Source organism: Micromonospora tarapacensis (assembly GCF_019697375.1).
Lineage (GTDB): Bacteria > Actinomycetota > Actinomycetes > Mycobacteriales > Micromonosporaceae > Micromonospora > Micromonospora tarapacensis.
On record NZ_JAHCDI010000004.1, the window covers coordinates 569,415 to 590,547 of the forward strand.

General features: G+C 71.9%; 22 protein-coding genes. 17 read left to right on the forward strand and 5 right to left on the reverse strand.

The window, feature by feature from the left end; all coding sequences use genetic code 11:
- Positions 1-18 precede the first annotated feature (18 nt).
- On the reverse strand, positions 19-591 hold the full coding sequence (locus KIF24_RS08675; protein ID WP_221083582.1) for a TetR/AcrR family transcriptional regulator: 573 nt from the start codon (positions 589-591) through the stop codon (positions 19-21).
- Between the two features lie 188 nt (positions 592-779).
- On the opposite strand from KIF24_RS08675, the gene KIF24_RS08680 reads away from it, so the two are divergent.
- Together KIF24_RS08680 and KIF24_RS08685 are read left to right on the forward strand one after the other, a co-directional pair.
- Positions 780-1,424, forward strand: a complete 645-nt coding sequence (locus KIF24_RS08680; RefSeq protein ID WP_221083583.1) for an HAD family hydrolase — start codon at positions 780-782, stop codon at positions 1,422-1,424.
- Positions 1,425-1,581: 157 nt separating this feature from the next.
- Positions 1,582-2,517, forward strand: coding sequence for a serine protein kinase RIO (locus KIF24_RS08685; RefSeq protein ID WP_221083584.1), 936 nt, complete (start codon positions 1,582-1,584; stop codon positions 2,515-2,517).
- A gap of 42 nt (positions 2,518-2,559) precedes the next feature.
- Here KIF24_RS08685 and KIF24_RS08690 read toward each other — a convergent pair whose 3' ends face one another.
- On the reverse strand, positions 2,560-2,808 hold the full coding sequence (locus KIF24_RS08690; protein ID WP_221083585.1) for a DUF2630 family protein: 249 nt from the start codon (positions 2,806-2,808) through the stop codon (positions 2,560-2,562).
- 441 nt (positions 2,809-3,249) lie between these two features.
- Between KIF24_RS08690 and KIF24_RS08695 the strand changes: the two genes are divergently transcribed.
- The 9 genes from KIF24_RS08695 to KIF24_RS08725 all read left to right on the forward strand — a co-directional run bounded on the left by KIF24_RS08695 (position 3,250) and on the right by KIF24_RS08725 (position 11,316).
- Entirely contained in the window at positions 3,250-4,617 is a 1,368-nt protein-coding gene (locus KIF24_RS08695; RefSeq protein ID WP_221083586.1) for a cytochrome P450, read from the forward strand.
- Positions 4,614-5,516: a terpene synthase family protein gene (locus KIF24_RS08700; protein WP_331461042.1), complete on the forward strand. Its 903-nt coding sequence runs from the start codon at positions 4,614-4,616 to the stop codon at positions 5,514-5,516. The genes KIF24_RS08695 and KIF24_RS08700 overlap by 4 nt, the downstream gene beginning before the upstream one ends.
- A gap of 97 nt (positions 5,517-5,613) precedes the next feature.
- On the forward strand, positions 5,614-5,928 hold the full coding sequence (locus tag KIF24_RS32395) for a hypothetical protein (RefSeq protein WP_230415393.1): 315 nt from the start codon (positions 5,614-5,616) through the stop codon (positions 5,926-5,928).
- A gap of 234 nt (positions 5,929-6,162) precedes the next feature.
- The gene (locus KIF24_RS34360) at positions 6,163-6,561 is read left to right on the forward strand and encodes a hypothetical protein (RefSeq protein WP_331461043.1); all 399 of its coding nucleotides are present in this window, start codon (positions 6,163-6,165) and stop codon (positions 6,559-6,561) included.
- The gene (locus KIF24_RS34365) at positions 6,483-7,130 is read left to right on the forward strand and encodes a prenyltransferase/squalene oxidase repeat-containing protein (RefSeq protein ID WP_331461044.1); all 648 of its coding nucleotides are present in this window, start codon (positions 6,483-6,485) and stop codon (positions 7,128-7,130) included. Before KIF24_RS34360 ends, KIF24_RS34365 begins: the two co-directional genes overlap by 79 nt.
- Positions 7,131-7,240: 110 nt before the next feature.
- A complete protein-coding gene (locus KIF24_RS08710) occupies positions 7,241-9,832 on the forward strand; it encodes a sensor histidine kinase (RefSeq protein WP_221083587.1) in 2,592 nt (863 codons plus the stop codon).
- An 86-nt stretch (positions 9,833-9,918) separates the two neighbouring features.
- Positions 9,919-10,350: a roadblock/LC7 domain-containing protein gene (locus KIF24_RS08715; protein ID WP_221083588.1), complete on the forward strand. Its 432-nt coding sequence runs from the start codon at positions 9,919-9,921 to the stop codon at positions 10,348-10,350.
- Complete coding sequence (locus tag KIF24_RS08720; protein WP_221083589.1) at positions 10,347-10,736, forward strand: DUF742 domain-containing protein; 390 nt, start codon at positions 10,347-10,349, stop codon at positions 10,734-10,736. Before KIF24_RS08715 ends, KIF24_RS08720 begins: the two co-directional genes overlap by 4 nt.
- Entirely contained in the window at positions 10,717-11,316 is a 600-nt protein-coding gene (locus KIF24_RS08725; RefSeq protein WP_221083590.1) for a GTP-binding protein, read from the forward strand. The genes KIF24_RS08720 and KIF24_RS08725 overlap by 20 nt, the downstream gene beginning before the upstream one ends.
- 112 nt (positions 11,317-11,428) lie before the next feature.
- Here KIF24_RS08725 and KIF24_RS08730 read toward each other — a convergent pair whose 3' ends face one another.
- Positions 11,429-14,314, reverse strand: coding sequence for an aconitate hydratase (locus KIF24_RS08730; protein ID WP_221083591.1), 2,886 nt, complete (start codon positions 14,312-14,314; stop codon positions 11,429-11,431).
- Positions 14,315-14,524: 210 nt separating this feature from the next.
- On the opposite strand from KIF24_RS08730, the gene KIF24_RS08735 reads away from it, so the two are divergent.
- Positions 14,525-14,896 (forward strand): ArsR/SmtB family transcription factor, encoded by a 372-nt coding sequence (locus KIF24_RS08735; protein ID WP_221083592.1) that lies wholly within the window; start codon positions 14,525-14,527, stop codon positions 14,894-14,896.
- A 305-nt stretch (positions 14,897-15,201) separates the two neighbouring features.
- Here KIF24_RS08735 and KIF24_RS08740 read toward each other — a convergent pair whose 3' ends face one another.
- On the reverse strand, positions 15,202-15,852 hold the full coding sequence (locus KIF24_RS08740; RefSeq protein ID WP_221083593.1) for a C39 family peptidase: 651 nt from the start codon (positions 15,850-15,852) through the stop codon (positions 15,202-15,204).
- A 524-nt stretch (positions 15,853-16,376) separates the two neighbouring features.
- Between KIF24_RS08740 and KIF24_RS08745 the strand changes: the two genes are divergently transcribed.
- A complete protein-coding gene (locus KIF24_RS08745; protein WP_221083594.1) occupies positions 16,377-18,050 on the forward strand; it encodes a right-handed parallel beta-helix repeat-containing protein in 1,674 nt (557 codons plus the stop codon).
- Between the two features lie 15 nt (positions 18,051-18,065).
- Here the strand turns inward: KIF24_RS08745 and KIF24_RS08750 are convergent, their stop codons facing one another.
- Positions 18,066-18,254, reverse strand: a complete 189-nt coding sequence (locus KIF24_RS08750) for a hypothetical protein (RefSeq protein WP_221087661.1) — start codon at positions 18,252-18,254, stop codon at positions 18,066-18,068.
- A gap of 19 nt (positions 18,255-18,273) precedes the next feature.
- Here KIF24_RS08750 and KIF24_RS08755 point away from each other — a divergent pair, with 19 nt between their 5' ends.
- The 4 genes from KIF24_RS08755 (at position 18,274) to KIF24_RS08770 (ending at position 21,119) form a co-directional block, all read left to right on the forward strand.
- Positions 18,274-18,930 (forward strand): hypothetical protein, encoded by a 657-nt coding sequence (locus KIF24_RS08755; RefSeq protein WP_221083595.1) that lies wholly within the window; start codon positions 18,274-18,276, stop codon positions 18,928-18,930.
- A 37-nt stretch (positions 18,931-18,967) separates the two neighbouring features.
- A complete protein-coding gene (locus KIF24_RS08760) occupies positions 18,968-19,357 on the forward strand; it encodes a hypothetical protein (RefSeq protein ID WP_221083596.1) in 390 nt (129 codons plus the stop codon).
- 292 nt (positions 19,358-19,649) lie between these two features.
- Positions 19,650-20,321: a hypothetical protein gene (locus tag KIF24_RS08765; protein ID WP_221083597.1), complete on the forward strand. Its 672-nt coding sequence runs from the start codon at positions 19,650-19,652 to the stop codon at positions 20,319-20,321.
- A gap of 90 nt (positions 20,322-20,411) precedes the next feature.
- Positions 20,412-21,119, forward strand: a complete 708-nt coding sequence (locus KIF24_RS08770) for a cellulose binding domain-containing protein (protein ID WP_230415397.1) — start codon at positions 20,412-20,414, stop codon at positions 21,117-21,119.
- Positions 21,120-21,133: the final 14 nt, after the last annotated feature.

Below are 21,133 nucleotides of genomic sequence, written 5' to 3' on the forward strand. Positions count from 1 at the left end.
AGCGCGAGAACCTGGCGGTCAGCGTCGGCGTACGGCCTCCTCGACCATGTCGAGGACCGGACCGAGGTCGCCGGCCGGGCGCCCCATGGCCAGGTGCAGCACCAGGCCGTCGTAGGCGAGTTCGAGGAAGCGGGCCAGCACGTCGATCGGGAGGTCCTCGCGCAGCACGCCGGCCTCCCGCTGCCGGGCCAGGCGTTCCCGGGTCGCCTCCGCGATGGCGGCCGACCGCTGCGCCCAGCGCCCGGCGAAGGTCGGGTCGGTGCGCAGCCGGCGCGACACCTCCAGCTGGCTGCCCAGCCAGCCGGTGGTGTCCGGGGAGACCGCCCGGGCGAGCAGGTCACGCATCACCTGGACCAGACCGTTGCGGGCGACCGTCTCCACCATCGCCGCCGCGTCGTCCTCGGCCACGGCGAGGAAGAGCGAGTCCTTGTCCCGGAAGTGGTGGAAGATCGCGCCCCGGGACAGGCCGGTCGCGTCCTCGAGGCGGCGCACGGTCGCGCCCTCGTAGCCGTGCCGCGCGAAGCAGGCCCGCGCGGCGGCGAGAATCTCCTGGCGGCGGGCGTCGAGCTGGTCCTGACTTACTCTGGGCACATCGCGATCGTGTCAGTTCACCCCGGGGAGTGCAAACCGTACGTACGGCTTGGTATTGCCGACCACCGCACCGGTTCCGGCCTGATCGGCCCGCACGGTGGGCCGCGGCGGTGGCCGGTATCTGCCGGACACGACCGCGTAACCTTCTGCCCTGTCGGCGGGGTACCGGATTCCCGTAGGGTGCCCGAGTGCCGCTGCTCCTGCTGGACCTGGACAACACCCTGCTCGACCGGGCCGGGCCGTTCCGCACCTGGGCAGAGCGCTTTCTCGATGGCATCGGGGCGCCGCCGCGCGACATCGAATGGTTGTTGTCCATCGACGCCGACGGCCTTACCGACCGGTGGGACGTCGCGGACGCCATCCGGGACCGCTACCGGCTGCGGATCCCCTCCATCGACCTGGTCGAGGAGTTGCACGACGGCGTCGTCGAGTTCACCCGGCTCGACCCGCTGGTGGCCTGCGCCCTGCGGATCGCCGACGACGCCGGCTGGATGCCGGTGGTGGTGACCAACGGGGCGGTCCGCCAGCAGGACGTCAAGATCCGCCGCACCGGGTTGGACCGGTACATCGCCGACTGGGTGATCTCGGAGGAGGCCGGGGTGAGCAAGCCCAATCCCCGGATCTTCGCCCTGGCCGCGCAGCGGGCCAGGATGCCGCTGCGTGGCGCCTGGGTGATCGGTGACGGTCCCGAGGCGGACATCGGCGGCGCCACCGCCGTCGGCCTGCCGAGCGTCTGGCTGCACCGGGGCCGCCCCTGGACCGACGCCCGGTTCGCGCCCACCGCGACGGTCGACACGGTGATCGCCGCCATCGCCGCGATCATGGGCGCCTGAGTCGAAATTCGGTTGACCCCGGTGGCGGGCGGCGCGAGCATTGTCGGCGCATCGTGCATCCGGGCGTGCGCCCGGTCGAGGAGAGGGGGTCGGTCATGGCCGTCTTCGCAGGTCACTTCCTGCCTCCAATCGACTCGACCAAGGGATTACCAGCGCAATGCGCGATCATGACTTCTCGGCGCCCGAGCGCCGCAGCCGCGGCAGGCGCCGCTTCGACGACGACGAACCACACTTCCTGAAGCGCGGTCGGCCCGCCGACCCCGCGCCGGCCGAACCCGACGCCGAACCGGAGGCGGTGACCGGGGCGTCCTGGTCCTCCTGGGACGACGCCCTGCACGGTCCGCAACCCCACCCGCAATGGCTGGTCACCGAGCTGGCGGCGAAGGACACCGAACTCGGCGTGCTCAAGACCGGCAAGGAGGCGGACGTCCACCTGGTGCGGCGCGCCGTCCCCGACACCGACCGGTCCTGCCTGTTGGCGGCGAAACGCTACCGCGATCCCCGGCACCGGCTCTTCCACCGGGACGCCGGTTATCTGGAGGGGCGCCGGGTCCGCCGGTCCCGGGAGATGCGCGCGATGGCCGGCCGGACGGCGTTCGGCCGGCAGATGATCGCCGGGCAGTGGGCGGCGGCGGAGTTCGCCGCGCTGGGCCGGCTCTGGGAGATCGGCGAGCGGTACGGGACGGTCGCCGTGCCGTACCCGGTCCAACTGCGGGGCACCGAGCTGATGCTGGAGTTCGTCGGCGATCCCGACGAGGGGCGGGCCGCGCCCCGGCTCGCCGAGCTGCGCCCGGCTCCGGACGAGTTGCGTGGGCTCTGGGGGCAACTGGTCGACGCCCTGGTCGTCCTCGCCCGGGCGGGGCACGCGCACGGCGACCTGTCGCCGTACAACCTGCTGGTGCACGCGGGGCGGCTGGTGCTGATCGACCTGCCGCAGGTGGTCGACGTGGTGGCGAACCCGCAGGGGCGGGACTTTCTCGCCCGCGACGTTCGGGTCGTCGCCACCTGGTTCGCCGCCCGGGGCCTGTCAGCGGACCTCACCGACCCCGCGGTGCTGACCGAGATGCTGTGCCGCGAGGCGGGCCTGCGCTGATCCGCCGGGGCCGGGCGCCCGCCACCCGGCCCCGGCCGGCGGCTACTGCAGGTACCGCTCGACCTCCGGCACGGGGCGGGCGCCCTGGGCCTCGGGGTCGCCGTGGGCCTGCCGGGCGGCGCGGCGGCGGCGGAGCAGATCCCAGCACTGGTCGAGGGATTCCTCCAGCTCACGCAACCGGGTGCGGGCCTCGTCGCCGGTGCCCGTCTCGTTGGTCTGCGCCTCGGCGCGCAGCCGATGCTCCTCGTCGACCAGATCGGAGATCCGGCTCAGGATGGTCGTGTCGTCCATGCCACTGAGCCTGGCACAGCGAGGCGGGTCGCGCCCGCATTCCCCTCGCCGGACCCGCGTGGTGCGCCCGCCGGGTCCGGCCGGCATGACGTAGATCACCCGGCCGGTGTCGGCGGCCGGGTCGCCCGCCCGCCATCGACGCGCGGGCCTGGACCCGCCCGCCGCCCGCTCCGCGTCCGTGGGGCCTGGCCAGGGACGACGGTCTTCGCCAGCCGTCCGCCGGCCGGACATCGCGAGGTCCGGTGCCCGCCGAGCGGACCCGCGACGGTGTGCGTACCGCCCCGCATCGGTTGTGGACAGCGGGAATGTCGACCATGAAGATTTCTCGCTACGTGACTAGTGAGGACCGCGGGTGCGATGTCATGCTCATTGCAACCGTGGCAGTTCGAAGAGTAACGCCCCGCACCCCAGGGGCCTGTTCAGGTTGGAGCCGACCACGTCATGTCAGTCCAAACGCGACAAGCGGGATCCGTACCCTTACGACATGTGTTGCCGAACCTGATGCGCGATCCGGCCCGCGCCCTGGTCGAGTTCGGTGAGCGCTCCGGCGGTGAGGTCGTCCGACTCAACCTTGGCTCCTTCCGCCCCTACCTGGTCACCCACCCCGAACATCTGCAGCGGGTGCTGCGGGAGAAGGCCGACAACTACGTCCGGGCCGGTGACGGTCTCCAGTGGCGACCGCTGAAGCGGTTGTTCGGCGAGGGCATCCTCGGCGACGGCGAACACTGGACGAACAGCCGGCAGATCCTGCAACCGCTGTTCACCGCCCGGCGAATCGACGGACTGATCGACCGCCTCGCCGTGGCGATCGAGGACGCCATCGACGAACTGGAGGAGCCGGCGCGCACCGGCCGGCCGGTGGACATGGGTGTCGCGCAGGCCCAGATCGTCTGTTCGGCGATCATGCGGGTCTTCTTCGCCGACAAGATCTCGGTGCCGGACGCGATGCGGATCATGGAGGCGCAGGACGCCATCGCCTGGTCGGTGATGCCCAGGATCATGGTGCCGTGGGCTCCGCTGGCCGCGCCGATGCCCGGCGACCGGACGTTCCGCCGCGCCGTGCGGCTCATCGACGAGCTGCTGCTGCCGACCGTCCGCGCGGCCCGGGACACCGTGGACGACGGCACCGACGACATCATCTCCACCCTGTGGCGAGGGCGCACCGAGGACGGCGGCCGACTCGACGAACGCCAGGTCCGCAACGACACCGTGGCGATGGTCGCCACCACCACCGAGACGACGATCAGCGTGCTCACCTGGCTGTGGCCGCACATCGAGCGGGACCCGGTGGTCGCCGACCGGCTCTACGAGGAGATCGACCGGGTGGTCGGCGACCAGCCGGTGCGCCGCGAACACCTGCGCGAGCTGCGTTACACCCGGCAGGTCCTCGACGAGCTGTTGCGGCTCTATCCGATCGGGTGGCTCTTCCCCCGCACGGCGGTCGAGGAGGACGTCATCGGCGGGGTCCGGATACCGGCCGGCTCCACCCTGGTGGTCAGCCCGCTGATCACCCACCGGATGTCGATGTTCTGGGAGCGGCCCGAGGCCTTCGACCCGGATCGGTTCAGCCAGGAACTGAGCCGCGGCCGGCCCAAGTACGCGCACTTCCCGTTCGGCGGCGGCCCGCACCAGTGCCTCGGGATGCACCTGTTCTACCTGGAGGCGACGCTGATCGTGGCCACCCTGCTGAGCCGGTTCCGGTTCCGGCTGCGTCGCTCGGTGGTGCCCGGCATCAAGGTCGCCGCCGCGTTGCGCCCGCTCGACCGGGTCGAGGTGACCCTGCGACCGGCGCCGGGTGTCGTCGCGTGACCCTCCGGACCGAGACGCCGCCGGACACCGGCGGCGACCAGATGACCATGGCCGCCGAGCAGGGCCGCATCTGCGCTCTTGCCGCCAAGGGCCAACGTGACCTCGCGAAGGTCGCCGCCGCGTACCCCGACCTCTTCCCGGCCCCGCCGTTCGACGCGACGCTGTTCGGCAACGTGGCCATGGCGATCGCCTTCGGCGCGCCCTGGTGCGAACCCGACCAGTTGCGGATCACCAACCGGGCGGTGCTGTGGGGATTCGCGGTCGACTGGCTGGTCGACCACGAGGCCCGCTCGCGCGACGAGATCGACCGGCTGACCGCCCGCTGCCTCGCGGTGACCGACGGCGGCGTGCCCGAGGCGGGTGACCCCCTCGGCGCGTTCCTCGCCGAACTGCGTGACGAACTCGCCGCGGTGCCGGCCTTCGCCGCGCACCGGGACCGCTGGCGGGAGGAGGTGCGCAAGGTGCTCGCCGCGATGGCCCGGGAGTGGGACTGGAAACAGGCCCCCGACCAGCTGCCCGGGTTCGAGGAGTACCTCGACAACGCCGCCAACCTGGCCTGCACCGTGGTCAACGTCGTGCACTGGATCCACGACGACGACCCGGTGACGCTGGACCACGTCGGCCCGCTGCTCGCGGCCAGCGACCAGGTCCAGCGGATCCTGCGGCTGGTCAACGACCTCGGCACGTACGAGCGGGACCTGCGCTGGGGCGATCTCAACGCCCTGATGCTGGTGCCCCGGTCCGATGTCGAGCGGCGGATCGGGGAACTGACAGCGCAGGCCCGGCGGATGCTCGTGCCGCTGCGCGCGAGCACCCCCGTGGCGGCGGACTACCTGGCCCGCCAGATCGGCTTCAGCAGCGGTTTCTACCGGTCGACCGACTTCTGGGGTACGCCGTGACCGCCGTGCCGGTCACCGCCGGCGCCGAGGAGCGTCGGCGGTCGCCGACGCGGCTCGCGACCTGATCGCCCGGCTGGAACGGGAGCCGGCCGGGCAGGTGAGCAGCTCGGTCTACGAGACCGGCCGGCTCGTCGCCGACGCGCCGTGGCTCGCCGGGCACGGGCGGCGGCTGGCGTACCTGCTCGGGCAGCAGGGCACCGACGGCACCTGGGGCCCGCGGGGCGGGTACGCGCTGGTGCCGACGGCGAGCGCGGTGGAGGCGTTGCTGGCCGTACTGGTCCGGGCCGACCCGGCCGGGCCGGGAGTCCGACCCGGGCCGAGCTGGCCGCCGCCTGCGCTCGCGGGCTGGACGCGCTGTCGCGACGGCTCGGTGACGGAGGGTCCATGCCGGACACGCCGGCGGTCGACCTGATCCTGCCGGCGCTGGCGACCCGGATCGACGCGCACCTGGCCCGGTTGCCCGACGGCGACGACCCGCTGCCGGCCGGAGCACCCGCACCCTGCCCCAGGTGGACCGGCGCCGGCTCGACAGGGTCGGCGCGCTGCTCGCCACGGATTGCCCGGTACCGGGCAAGCTGTGGCACGCCTACGAGGTGCTCGGGCCGGCCGCCGCGGTCCGCGCCGAGGTCGCCCCGGTGGCGGGGCGGTGGGCGCCTCGCCCGCGGCGACGGCGGCCTGGCTCGGCCACCGGCAGCACACCGACCGGGCCGCGCGGGCGTACCTCGACGACGTGGTGGCCCGGCACGGCGGCCCGGTGCCCTGCTGCACCCCGATCACCGTCTTCGAGCGTTCCTGGACACTGGCCACGCTGACCCGGGTGGGCCTGCCGGTCCGGCCGTCGCCCGGCCTGGTGACCGAGTTGGCCGCCGCGCTCGGGCCGCACGGTGCGGCGACGGGCCCGGGCTGCCGGCCGACGCCGACACCACCTCGGCGACGCTGTACGCCCTGGCCCGGCTGGGTCGTCCGGTGGACCCGGCGAGCCTGCTCCGCTACGACCTGGGCAGCCACTTCTGCACCTGGCGGGGCGAGGACGGTCACTCGGTGACCACCAACGCGCACGTTTTGGAGGCGCTGGGCTGGCACGCCCGGCACACCCGGGAGGGTGCCGACCGGTACGCCGTCCGGGTGGCGGCCCTCGCGGGCTGGCTGCGGGACACCCAGCAGCGCGACGGGCACTGGGCGGACCGGTGGCACGCCTCGCCCTACTACGCCACCTGCTGCGCGGTGCTGGCCCTGGCCGGCTACGCGCCGCCGGAGACGGCCGCCGTGGCCGTGCCCCGGGCGGTGGACTGGGTGCTGGCCACGCAACGCGACGACGGTGGCTGGGGACGCTGGTCGACCACGGCCGAGGAGACGGCCTACGCGGTGCACGTCCTGCTCGGCGTGCGCCGCCCGGACCGGCCGGCGGTGTCGGCCGCCGTGGAGAGGGCGTCCGTGCATCTACGCACCGATCGGGACGAGCACCAACCACTGTGGCACGACAAGGATCTCTACACACCGGTGCTGATCGTCCGGGCGGCGGTGTTGGCGGCACGACAACTGGCGTTGGCGGTCACCGGACCGCTGTCGGCCGGTGTACCGGCGGCGCGACGACCCGGGCCGACCAGGGCATGATCACGAGCGCTTGAGTTGATGCTGTGACGCTGTTAGCGTGCGCCGGGGGTCGGTGTGCGTGACGCACTCCTGACTGACCGATCAACTAGCTCAGGGCCAGGGACGGTGTAATGGGTTCCCGCAGTACGAATCTGCGTACCAAGGTCGTGGCCCTGTTGGCCTCGCTGGTGGCACTCTGGGGCTTCACCGCCTGGGTCACCGTCCGGGATGGAGTCAACCTCCTCGGCGTGCAGGCGCTCGACGTGCGGGTGTTCGACCCCACCGAACCCTTGTTGCTGCAACTCCAGCTCGAACGGCGCACCTCGCTGGTGTATCTGGGGCGACCGGACGAGGCTCAGCAGGATGAGCTGGCACAGCTGCGCCAGCGCACCGACCAGATGGCCGCCGAGTTCGCCGAGTCGACGGAAAACTGGCAGGTCGACCTGCTGGGCAGCGACGCGCTGCACGGCCGCGTCACGGAGCTGAACCAGGGCCTCGCGGCGCTCTCCGAGACGCGGACCGCCGTCGACGGGCGCAACATCGGCCGCAGCGAGGCCGGTGCGGCGTTCACCGAGCTGATCGAATCGATCTACGGGGTCTACGACGAACTCGGCAATCTCGACGACGACCAGGTCGCCGAGGACACCACCCAGCTGATCCGGCTCAACCGGGCCCGGGAACTGCTGTCCCAGGAGGACGCCCTGCTCGCCGGCGTGCTGGCCGCCGGCCGGATCACCACGGTCGAGCGGGCGGAGTTCACCCGGGTCGTCGGTGCCCGCCAGTTCGTCGCGGAGCAGGCGATCGTCCGGCTGCCCGACGCCGACCAGCGTCGCTACGCGCAGATGTCCGCCGGTACGAACTTCCGGCGACTGGCGGACCTGGAAAGCCAGATCATGAACGGCAACGGCACCGCACGCCTTCCGTTCACGGCCGCGCAGTGGTCCGACGCCACCGGCCCCGCGCTGATCGAGATCGGCGACGTGGTCCTCGCCGGCGGTGACGACGTCGTCAAGAGCGCCACGCCGGTCGCGATCGGTGTCATCGTCCGGCTGATCCTCGCCGCCGGTCTCGGCCTCCTCGCGGTCATCGCCTCGGTGGTCGTGTCGATCACCACCGCCCGTGCCCTGGTGCAGCAGTTGCAGCGGCTGCGTGACGCCGCGTTCCAGCTCGCGAACGAACGGCTGCCGAGCGTGGTGGAACGGCTCGGTCGCGGTGACCAGGTGGACGTCGCCAAGGAGGCCCCGCCCCTGCGGTTCGGCGACGACGAGATCGGCCAGGTGGGTCGGGCCTTCAACGTCGTGCAGGAGACCGCCGTCCGCACGGCGGTGGAACAGGCCGAGCTGCGCCGGGCCGTACGCGACGTCTTCCTGAGCCTGGCCCGGCGTACCCAGGCGCTGGTGCACCGCCAGCTCACCCTGCTCGACTCCATGGAGCGGCGTGAGCAGGACGCGGAGGAACTGGAGGACCTGTTCCGGGTCGACCACCTGGCCACCCGGATGCGACGCAACGCGGAGAACCTGATCGTCCTGTCCGGCTCCACGCCCGGCCGTGCCTGGCGCCGTAGCGTGCCGATGGTCGACGTGGTCCGCGGCGCGGTCGGTGAGGTCGAGGACTACACCCGGGTCACCGTGCTGCCGATCGGTGGGGTGTCGCTGGCCGGCCGGTCGGTCGGCGACGTCATCCACCTGCTTGCCGAGCTGATCGAGAACGGGCTGTCGTTCTCACCGCCACACACCAACGTCGAGGTGCGCGGGCAACTCGTCGCCAACGGCTTCGCCATCGAGATCGAGGACCGCGGTCTCGGCATGACCGAAGAGGACCTCGCCGCGGCCAACCACCGCATCGTCGACCGATCCGAGCTGAACCTCGCCGACGCCTCCCGCCTCGGCCTCTACGTGGTGAGCCGGCTGACCGACCGGCACGGCGTGCGGGTACGGCTCAAGGAGTCCGCGTACGGCGGCACGACCGCCGTGGTGCTGATCCCGAGCAGTCTGATCACCATGGACGGGGCCGAACCGAGCGTTGCGGGCGGTGGCCGGGCCGACACCCCGGCGCTGACCGCCGGGCCGGCCCCGGCCGGACCGATCGAACGGGCGGCCACTCCGGTGGCCCTCGCCGCGCCGGCGACCCCCGCCCCGAGGACGCCGGCCGACCCCGAGGTCGACCGGGACAGCACCGACCTGCGCGGCGAGGAGACCCCAACGGAGATCGACCTCGGGCCCGGCGACGGCGTCGACGGATCCGGGCTGCCGACGAGGTCGCGGCGTCGACCGGGGCACTCCGCCGCGCTGGACGGGCCGACCATCCCGATCGGGCTGCCGGTCACCTCGACGTCCGGCGACGGTATACCGTGGCCGCCGCGCCGGCCGGCCGGCACCGGCCCGGGTGACGACCAGCCGGCCGATTCGGCCGGCCCTCCGCCGACGGGACCGGCGACCCCGGCCGAGTCGGGTGGCCCCGCCGAGGCGGAGCTGAGCCGGACCGAGTCGGGCCTGCCGGTCCGGGTCCGCCAGGCCAGCCTCGCACCGGCGTTGCGGGACGAGCCCGAGCGGGCGGACGAGGGCGACGACGTGATCCGCGAACCCGAACAGGTTCGGCGCATGATGAGTTCGTACCAGACCGGCACCCGGCGGGGACGTTCCGACGCCGCCCGGCTGCTCGGTGGTGGCGATCGGCCGGTACCCGGCGACGATTCCGACGACGCCGGTCAACAGGCGACCTGACCGGGTAGGTGTTCCGGCGAACCGGGCGAGGCCCGGTCCGGCCGAGATGAGCACGGCGAAGAGCCGGGGGAGAAGAGGACGACGAAGTGGCGCAGAAGACGGCTTCGAGTGCCGACCTGACGTGGTTGCTGGATGATCTGGTCGGCCGGGTCAAGCAGGCCGAGCACGCGGTCGCGCTGTCCGCCGACGGTCTGCTGATGGCCTCCTCGCAGGGGCTCAGCCGCGACGACGGCGAGCACCTGGCGGCGATGGCGGCCGGCATCCAGAGCCTGGCCCGCGGTGCGGGCAAGCGGTTCGGTGGCGGCCAGGTGCAGCAGACAATCATCGAGATGCAGTCGTCCTTCCTGTTCGTCACAGCCGCCGGCCGCAACGCCTGCCTCGCGGTGCTGGCCAGTGAGGACGCCGACGTCGGGCTGATCGCGTACGAGATGGCGATGCTGGTCACCCGGGTCGGCAAGTTCGTCGCGTCACCGTCGAGGTCAGCTGATCAGACCAGCGGGGAGAAGTCAGCCTTATGACGGTCCACCAGGGAGACTCCGCCGACCACCAGTGGGTGGACGACCACGCTGGTCCGGTCGTTCGTCCGTACGCGGTGACCGGCGGCCGGGCCCGCCCGGTCACCGGCACGTTCGATCTGATCTCCCTGGTGACGGCGACCCGTAAGGACGTCTCTCCCGAGGTCGGTCTGGGCCCGGAGCACCTGGCGATCGTCGGCCTCTGCCAGCGGATGCAGTCCGTCGCCGAGATCGCGGCACACCTGGACCTGCCGGTAGGCACCGTACGCGTCCTGCTCGGCGATCTGGTGGCGCGCAACCTGGTACAGATCCGCGAGCCGCACACCACCGTCGGACTACCCGATCACAGCATCTTCGAGGCGGTTATCAATGGACTACGGGCACTCTGAGCGGCCGGCGGGCGCGGCCGCACTGCCCACAGCGATCAAGATCCTGGTCGCGGGTGGCTTCGGGGTGGGCAAGACCACGCTGGTCGGGGCGGTCAGTGAGACGCGACCGCTGCGGACCGAGGAGGTGCTGACCGAATCGGGCGTGGGGATCGACGATCTCGCCGGCGTCGAGACCAAACGGACCACCACCGTCGCGATGGACTTCGGCCGGATCACCATCAGCGACGACCTGGTGTTGTACCTCTTCGGCACCCCGGGCCAGGACCGGTTCTGGTTCGTCTGGGACGAGCTGGCGCTCGGCGCGATCGGTGCCGTGGTGTTGGCCGACACCCGCCGGCTGGCCGACTGCTTCCCCTCCGTCGACTACTTCGAGGAGCGTGGCACGCCGTTCCTGGTCGCGGTGAACTGCTTCGAGGGGGCGCGGCAGTACCGGCTCGACGAGGTGCAGGCCGCGCTGAACCTCGACCCTGAGGTGCCGGTGCTGCTCTGCGACGCCCGGCAGCGGGATTCGGCCAAGGAGGTGCTCATCACGCTGGTGGAGCACGCCATGAAGATCCGGGACGCCCGCCGTAGCGAGTGACGCCGGCCGCCCGCGTCCTGCCTGGGCCGAGGTGGCCGACGACGCTCGCCGACGACGCACGACGGAGGGCTCCCACCCCACTCGCTGGGGGAGGAGCCCTCCGGCTGCTACGTCAGCTGGCGATCATGCGGCGCAGCACGTACTGCAGGATGCCGCCGTGCCGGTAGTAGTCGGCCTCACCGGGGGTGTCGATCCGGACCACCGCGTCGAACTCGACCCCACTGTCGGTGGTGACCTTCACCGTGCGCGGGATCGAGCCGTCGTTGAGCGCGGTCACCCCGGTGATGGTGAACGTCTCGGTACCGGTCAGCCCGAGCGAGTCGGCGCTCTCGCCGGCCGGGAACTGCAGCGGTAGCACGCCCATGCCGATCAGGTTGGAGCGGTGGATCCGCTCGTACGACTCGGCGACGACCGCCTTGACGCCGAGCAGCATGGTGCCCTTCGCCGCCCAGTCCCGCGACGAACCGGAGCCGTACTCCTTGCCGGCCAGGATGACCAGCGGGATGCCCGCCTCCTGATACGCCATGGCGGCGTCGTAGATCGAGGTCGTCTCGCCGGTCAGGTGGTTGACCGTGAAGCCGCCCTCGGGCAGTGGGGCCCCCGGCGTGGCTCCGGCGCCCGGCGTGCGCAGCTGATTGCGCAGCCGGATGTTGGCGAAGGTGCCCCGGATCATCACCTCGTGGTTGCCCCGGCGCGAGCCGTAGGAGTTGAACTCGTGCCGCGGCACGCCGTGCTCGGCGAGGTAGCTGCCGGCGGGGGAGTCGGCCTTGATGGAGCCGGCCGGGGAGATGTGGTCGGTGGTCACCGAGTCGCCCAGCTTGGCCAGCACCCGAGCCGGACCGATGTCGGAAACCGGCGCCGGCAACTGCCCCATGCCCTCGAAGTACGGAGGCTTGCGAACGTAGGTCGACTCGCCGTCCCAGGCGAAGGTGTTCCCGGTCGGCGTCGGCAGGGACTGCCAGCGCTCGTCGCCGGCGAAGACGTCGGCGTACGCGGAGCTGAAACCGGTCGCGCCGATCGCCGAGGCGATGACGTCCTGGATCTCGATGCTGCTCGGCCAGATGTCCTGCAGGAAGACCGGCTTGCCCTCGCTGTCCTCGCCGATCGGCTCGTTGGCCAGGTCGATGTCCATCGTGCCGGCCAGGGCGTACGCGACCACCAGCGGCGGGGACGCCAGGTAGTTCATCTTCACGTCCGGGTTGATCCGGCCCTCGAAGTTGCGGTTGCCGGAGAGCACCGACACCACGGCGAGGTCGGCGTCGTTCACCGCGGCGGAGACCTCCTCCGGCAGCGGGCCGGAGTTGCCGATGCAGGTGGTGCAGCCGTAGCCGACCAGGTGGAAGCCGAGTTTCTCCAGGTATGGCGTGAGGCCGGCCCGCTCGTAGTAGTCCATGACGACCTTGGAGCCGGGCGCGAGGGTGGTCTTGACCCACGGCTTGCGGTTCAACCCCCGGTCCACCGCGTTACGCGCGAGCAGCGCGGCGCCGATCATGACCTGCGGGTTGGAGGTGTTGGTGCAGGAGGTGATCGCCGCGATCACCACGGCGCCGTGGTCCAGCTCGTACTCGACGCCGTCGGCGCCGGTGACCCGGATCGGGTTGCTGGCCCGCCCGCCCGAACCGACCGCGGCGGTCTCCAGGTCGCGCGGGGCGTCGGCCGGGTCGTCCACCCCGTTGGCCGGGGAGTCGCTGGCCGGGAAGGACTCGGCGCTGGCCTCGTCGGCGTGACCGGTCACCCCGAACGGCTTCTCCTGCTGCGGCACGCCCGGCGTGCGGCCGGGGTCGCCACCGGTCTCGTCGGCCGCCACGTAGTCGGTGAGCACGGAACGGAACAGCGTCTTGGCACTGCCCAGCGGCACCCGGTCCTGCGGGCGCTTCGGGCCGGCGAGGGAGGGTTCGATGGTGCCGAGGTCGAGTTCCAACCGCTCCGAGTACTGCGGCTCGTCGGCCGGGTCATGCCAGAGGCCCTGCTCCTTGGCGTACGCCTCGACCAGGGCGACCTGCTGCGGGTCGCGGCCGGTCAGCTCCAGGTAGCGGACGGTCTCGGCGTCGATCGGGAAGATGGCCACGGTGGAGCCGTACTCCGGCGACATGTTGCCGATGGTGGCCCGGTTGGCCAGCGGCACCGCGCTCACTCCGGGGCCGTAGAACTCGACGAACTTGCCGACCACGCCGTGCTTGCGCAGCATCTCGGTGATGGTGAGCACCAGGTCGGTGGCGGTGGTGCCGGCCGGCATCTCGCCGTGCAGCTTGAAGCCGACCACCCGCGGGATCAGCATGCTGACCGGCTGGCCCAGCATGGCGGCCTCGGCCTCGATGCCGCCGACGCCCCAGCCGAGCACGCCCAGACCGTTGACCATCGTGGTGTGCGAGTCGGTGCCGACCACCGTGTCCGGGTACGCCTGACCGTTACGCTCCATGATCGTGCGGGCCAGGTACTCGATGTTGACCTGGTGCACGATGCCGGTGCCCGGCGGGACCACCTTGAACTCGTTGAACGCGCTCTGCCCCCAGCGCAGGAACTGGTAGCGCTCCTTGTTGCGGGCGTACTCCAGCTCGACGTTGCGGGCGAAGGCGTCCTCCCGGCCGAACAGGTCGGCGATGACGGAGTGGTCGATGACCAGTTCGGCGGGGGCGAGCGGGTTCACCTTGGTCGGGTCGCCGCCGAGGTCGCGGACGGCCTCCCGCATGGTGGCCAGGTCGACCACGCACGGTACGCCGGTGAAGTCCTGCATCAGCACGCGGGCGGGGGTGAACTGGATCTCGACGTTCGGGTCCGCGGCTGGGTCCCAGGCGCCGAGCTGACGGATGTGTTCGGCGGTGATGTTCGCGCCGTCCTCGGTCCGCAGCAGGTTCTCCAGCAGAATCTTCAGGCTGTAGGGGAGCCGTTCCTGCCCCTCCACCTTGTTGATCTTGAAAATCTCGTAGCTCGCGTCTCCGACGCGTAGCTGGGTCTTCGCACCGAAGGTGTCGAGGCTCGCCACGTCGTACTCCTTCACACCAGCGACCGTGAGTAGTCCTGAGCAGTCTGTCGCACCGGCCGGAGGGCCGCCCTGCTTAGGTGACACTTACCGGCCGATTCTCGCTGTCAACAAAACCGTACGTCCGTCTTGCTATAAGTGCAACCCGGTGCCGGCGTACGGCAGGTGCACCGCCATCGGGTACGGGTCTCCGGGTTCCACCAGCCGATCGACGGTGTTGGTGGAACGATGCAAGACGTGGGAACTGCGAAAGCTGCAACGCCTGTCGTCTCGCCACTCGCTGGTGAGCCGATCAAACGTGCCGACGCCGAACGGCTCGCGGGAGTGCTGAAGGCATTCGCCGACCCGGCCCGGCTGCGCCTGCTCAGTCTGATCCAGTCCGCTCCGGAGGGCGAGGCGTCCGTGAGTGACCTCACCGCGCCGCTCGGTCTCTCCCAGCCGACCGTCAGCCATCACCTCCGGATCCTCACCGAGGCCGGTCTGCTCTCGCGCGAGAAACGTGGCGTCTGGGCGTACTACCGCCTGGTCCCGTCCGCGATCGCCGCGATCGCCGACCTGTTGACGCCGCCCCGCAAGCGGGCGACGAAGCGGGCTCGCTGAGCGGCACCGTCGAGTGGCCGCGCGGTCGCGGCGGGCTGACCGGATGATCCGGCGCGCTTCACCCACGTCCCGGCCGACGGTGCCCGAGGGCGCCGAGCTGGCGGACTCCGGGGCTGACCCGCCACTGCCGTCCGGCCCGCCGTCCCGCCGCGCAGCGATGCCGCCCGCAATGTCGGGATGTTGCCGCCTCGCGGTGGCGTGTCACGGCAACATCCCCGATGTCGTCGTCGTGTCCCCGGGGTGGTTCGGGGGGGACGACGAAGGGCCGGCCCCGGTGGGGTCGGCCCTTCGTGGTGTTCGGTTGGTCAGGAGGTGGCGCTGTAGCCGCGGGTGGCGATCCAGTCGGCGAGGGCGTCGATGCTCACCCGGTAGGAGGCCTGGGCGGGGTCGGCGGAGTCGGCGATGGTGACCGTTTCGCCGTTGTCGTGGTAGCCCACGACGCTGATGTAGTGGCCGCCCTCGAAGCTGTGGGTGGTGCCGTCGGTGTCGGTGGCGGTGCCGGCGATGTTGGCGACCACGGCTCGGCCGTCGTCGACGGTGCGGACGATGTCGTCGCGCAGCTTGTCGGTCTGCTTGTCGTCGGCCTTGGCGTCGGAGATCTCGACGGACTTGTAGACGTTCTTGCCGGTTTCCTTGTTCAGTACCGGGGTGATGTCGTTGATCGAGTTGGTGCCGGCTTCGGTGGTGCGCATCTCCTTGGCCATGGTGTCCATGTCGATGTTTTTGCCCTGCACGCTGAGTGCGTTGCGGGCGGCGGCGGGGCCGCAGTAGTAGAAGTTCGGCTGTGCCTCGTAGCGGACGCCGAGTTCGCGCTCGCCGCCGGGCTTGCGGTCGGCCTGCACCTGCGTGGTCGCGGGAGCGGCCTGGGCGGCGATGGCGGGGCCGGCGATGCCGGCGGTGGTGGCGGCGGCAGCGGCGATGGTCAGTGCGGTCTTGCGCAGGATGGTGGTAGCCATGATGGTTCACACCTTTCGGTCGGGGTGCGCGCGGCTGCGCCCGCGTAGGGGGATGCGGGTGGGCCGTGCGTGAAGGGAAGGTGCTCCGACATTCGTCCGGCGCTCGGTGTCCGGGAGGTGTCGTCCGGGAGGGTGTAACGCGGGGTGGGCCGGGGCCATTCCGGGGGCCTCGCGGGGAGGCCGATGCCCTGGCGGTGTCCGGAGGGTGCAACGCCCGGGGGTGGGGGTCGTTCCGGCCGGCCCGGGGGCGGCGCTCGGCGGCGCTCGTGGTTACGCCATGTACAACCACGGGATCGGCCCCGCGATTCCGCCGGCCGGATGGCCCCGGCCACGCCGCACGGGCCCGCATACCGGACGATCCAGCATACTACGGACCCGGTGATTCGGACATCGGGCTCGTAACACCGTCCGAAGGGTGGGCACCCGCACCTGGCGCCTCGGGGGCCGATGGGCGGGGCGGTGTTTCCGGGTGGGGCGAGCGGGAAAGCCGGGCGGGCAGGAGGCCATGACCGAGGGGAGGGGCCGTGTGGCAGCAGGTTAGCCCCACCACCACCCGCGAGCGACTGTCCCCGGTCGCCGGGGCGCCGCTGTGGTGTGACGCGCAGGACTTCGGGCTCCGGGGCGACGGAGTGACAAACGACCAGCCGGCGCTGGCGGCGTTGGTCGACCGCCTCGGCGAGGGGTATGCCGCCGACGGGCGGCCCCGCACCATCTACTGCCCTCCGGGGATCTACTCGATCCGGGACGCGGGCACGGTCTGGCGTAGCGGAGTGTCACTGCTCGGCGCGGGGCCGGGCGCGACCCGCTTCAGGCTGAGCAACGAGGGCAACCGCGCCGACCCGACGCCGCTGGCCTTCTGGACCACGGTGCAGCACGGCGCGGACCGCGACCGGCACATCGCCGACTGCACCTTCGCCGACTTCGAGATCGACGGTTCGGGTGTGGCCATGGCGCAGTACAACTACCTGGCCAAGGGCCTCGGCCTCCAGTACGTCGTCCGGGGTGTCTTCCGCAACCTCTACATCCACCACACCGGCGCCAGCGGGCTGGGCTGCGACTTCCTTCAGGACAGCCTGATCGACGGCGTGGTGGTGGTCGGCTGCGGGCGGCTGGACAACGGCGAGGAGATGGGTGGTGCGGGCATCGGCATCGGCATCGGCGGCTGGGGCGAGGTGGAGCGCTGCACCATCAGCAACTGCACCACGCTCGGCAACGGCACCAACGGGATCTTTCTGGAGTTGCAGAAGTCGTACTGGACGCCGCCGCGCGGGTACCGCATCATCGGCTGCCACAGCCAGGCCAACCGGTTCGGGATCTCCGACTGGGGTGCCGACGGCCTGATCGTCTCCGCCTGCACCCTGACCGGGAACCTGGAGGCCGGCTTCGACGTCTCCGCCAACGGCACGGCGGGGATCGCCGGCCGCGGCGGCATCCTGAGTGACTGCGTCATCGACCGCAACGTCCGCGACGGGGTCAGCATGGGCAACACCCCCGGGCCGTACGTCATCCGGGGCAACCGGATCAGCGGCAACGGTGGCTACGGCCACCACCAGCACGACCTGGGCAACGGCTTCCAGGGTGCGGCGACGGACGTGGTGATCGACAGCAACGAGTTCTGGGACAACGGGCTGGACGCGATCCGGGTCGACCGGCCGATGGTCGACGCGGCGGTGGTCGGCAACCGGATCCGCAACAACGGGCGGCAGTGCGCCCCGGCGGCCACCGGCTCCGGCGAGTCGGTGCGGTACGCCCGACGCGCCATGACGGACCGGGCCGCGGACTGGCCACCCGACGCGCACCGGGGCAAGGTGCTGAGGGTCGGTTCCCGCCTGGCGGTGGTGGTCGGCAACACCGACACCGATCTGGATCTGGCCGACCTGCGACCGGACGCGGCGACCGCGTGGAACGAGGACGTGCCGCCACCGGGGGCCGGCTACGAGCTGCCGGGCGCGACGCCGGTGCGGGCGGGCGTCACGGTGAACGCGCACTTCGAGTCTGCGACCGTACGAGGGAACCGGATCTGGGACAACCGCGACCACCCCACCCAGAGCTACGGGTTGTGGATCACCGATCAGGGTTCCTGCGTCTCGTGCCGCGTCGAGGACAACGACCTCGCCGGCAACGCCGAGGGTGCGCTGCGGTTGGACAGTCCGCCGGTGGGCGGCCGTTGGGACCGCAACCACACCGAAGTGGACTGACCGTCCTCGCTGCCCTCAGCCGGCCTCGTCCGGGCGGGAGACCACGCTGGCCTCCGCGTGTCGGTCGCGGAGCCGGGCCCGGATCTCCTCCGGGGTGTACGCCCGCCGCCGCCGCTCGGCTCGGGCGATCACCACGCCGGAGGCCGCGACACCGGCCAGCCCGGCCAATCCGAGGACCTTCCACCACCGCATTCGTTGCCGCATCCGCTTAGGGTAGTCCTTTATGAGCATCAGCCTGGACGACGCGGTGGAGCTGACCCGCACCGGCGATCTGTGGGTCTTCCGCGGTCGCAGCGTGCCCGACCGCGCCATCCAGTTGACCACCAACAGCCCGGTCAACCACGTGGGCATGGCGGTGGTGCTGGACGACATGCCGCCACTGATGTGGCACGCCGAGTTGGGCCGGTCGCTGCCGGACATGTGGACCGGCAACCACCAGCGTGGCGTGCAGCTGCACGACCTGCGGGACGCGGTCTGCATCTGGGCCAACCGGTACGGTCAGCGGGCGTGGCTGCGCCAGCTCGAACCGCCGGCCGACGTGGAGATGGAGCGCTCCGTGCTGCGGACCATCGCCCGGCTGGACGGTACGCCGTTCCCGTCCACGGCGCAGCTGACCTGGCGGTGGGTGCGGGGCCGGGTGCCGTCGCCGCGGTGGCCGGTTCCGTCGGCCCGGCGGCGCGTTCCGGCGGCTCGGGAGCTTGCGCTGGAGACCGCGTACTGCGCCGAGGTCGTCGCGGTCACCTACGAGGCGATGGGTCTGCTGCCGGCGGGGCGGCGGCCGAACTGGTACGACCCGGGTCGGTTCTGGAGCGGTGACGACCTCGGCCTGCACGGCGCCCGGCTGGGCAGCGAGATCGAGGTGGGGATCCCGCCGCGTTGAGGTTTCACCGGCGGGTGTGTCGGCAATTTCCTCCGGTGTGACTGCTTCCACCGATCTCGACACGCTGACTGACTTCTTCGACCGGTACGGCGTGGCCCTGACCGCCGGCGACCTGCCCGCGATCGCCGGCTGTTACGCGCTGCCCGGCCTGGTGGTCGCCGACACCTACAGCTTCTCGTTCAACTCGCCGGCAGCCGTGGCACTGTCCTTCGTGGGGGCCGCGCCGGACTACACCGAGCGTGAGCTCGTCGCCGCGCACGCCGACCTGGAGCAGGTGCAGCAGGTGTCCGCTCTGCTCACCGAGGTTGCCGTGCGCTGGGAGTTCCTGGACAGCCAGGGCCGGCAGGTTCCCGGCGAGCGCTACCGATACCTGCTGCGGAGCACCGGGGAGGGGCCGGTCATCTGCACGGTCGTGCGGACCGGCTGAACCACCGTCGGTGCCGCCCGCTCGCCCGCCGGCCGGGCGTACGGCCACGTTACGGTTGGCGACTCCAACCGGTCGGACGGCACGGCGCCCGCCCGTTTCGCGTCCGGCGCCGGCGTGACTAGGCTGCGCGTCGGCGACGACGAGTGGGGACCTCATGTCAGTGCGGCCGTCCGGTGACGAAACCGGTGAGCGGACCGGAGAGGCGGCCGGTGAACAGGATGGCGAGGCGGCCGGCCCGAAGGCCGGTGAACCGACCGGTGCTGGGCCGGTCGGGGCACGCACGTGGCCCAGGATGATCGCGTCCGCGCCGTGGGTGGTGGTCCTGGTCGGTGGCGCGGTGTTGACGGTGCTGCTGGTGGTCGCGGTGCTGTCGTTCCGTGGCTCGGAGCGCCCGACGGCCTGGGCGCCCGGCCCGCCGATGGTCCTTCCGAGCCCCGCGACGACGACGGACGGGGCGGTGCCGGCGCGGGATCCGGCGACCGCACCGGCCACTTCGTCCACCTCGGCCGTCCCGATCTCGCCGACCGCGCCGACAGGGCAGGCGGTGGGTCCGTCGTCCGCCTCGCCGGCACCGGCCCGAGCGTCGGATGCTCCTGTGTCGTCGAGCGAGCCTGAGCAGTCGCCGCCGGCCGCGGAGACCGGGGTGGTCGGCGCCAGCTACCAGGTGCAGGGTGGCGCGGACGCGGAGTCCTTCCAGGCCCAGTTGGTGGTCCGCAACGGCACCGGCCAGTCGAGTAAGTGGCTTGTGGAGTTGCGGTTCGGCGGCGGCGTCACCGGTGTCCGGGCCTCCAGCGGCCCGGGCGTGTCGGTGACCATCAGGGGCAGCGGTTGGTATCTGCTCAGCGGCACCGGCCCGCTCGACGCCGGCGGGCAGCAGTCGGTGCAGCTGCGGTTCAGCCGGACCGGGGGCGGGGAGTATCCGGCACAGTGCACGGTCAACGGAGCCGCTTGCGACGTGAGCTGACCGCACTGTGGGGATGTCTGGGTGGGAGTCGGGGCTTTCCGGCGTAGCTGAAGATCGTTACGCTTGCCGGGCTGCCCGTTGAGGAGAGACATGTCCGGTATGCGTCGTGCTCCGCGCCAGTTCCCACCCTCCGGCTCTGCCGCCGTCGCATCCTCTTCGCCCTGGATCCTGGTGTCGGTCGGCGTCGTCATCATGGCGGTGCTGCTCATCGTCGCGATCGGCGCGTACCGCGGCCCCGGGCCTGACTACCAGCCGGGGCCGCCGGCCGCCGCCGTGCCGCTGCCGGAGCGGGCGTCGTCGGCGGCGCGGGAGGCACCGGCGCCGCTGTCGCCGGCGGTGCCGAGGCTGTCCCCGCGCCGGACCGACCCGCCGAGCCCCACCCCGACGGCGTCGCCGACGCCGGAACCGCCGGCCGCGTCATCGCCGTCCGCCGCACCGTCCGGTACGCCGGATGTCCCGTCCCCGCCGCCCATCGCGCCGCCGGCACCCCTGGAGGCGCGGTACCGGGTGCGGGACACCTTTCCGGGCGGCTTCATCGCCGAGGTGCTGATCCACAACACCTCGCACCGTGACGTGGGCTGGGTGGCGCGGGTGGAGTACCCGGGCGGCCGGGTGGTCACGGCCTGGCTGGAGGGCGTTCCACAGGGGACCTTCAACGGGACCGGCGGGACGCTGACCTACCGTAGTGGCCCGGATCTGCCGGCCGGCTCCGCGGTGGCGCTGCGCTTCCACATCGAGTTCGCCCATCCGCGCCCGGCGAGTTGCAGTGTCTCCGGGCGCTCCTGCCGCGGTCGGTAGCGGACGGTCCGCGG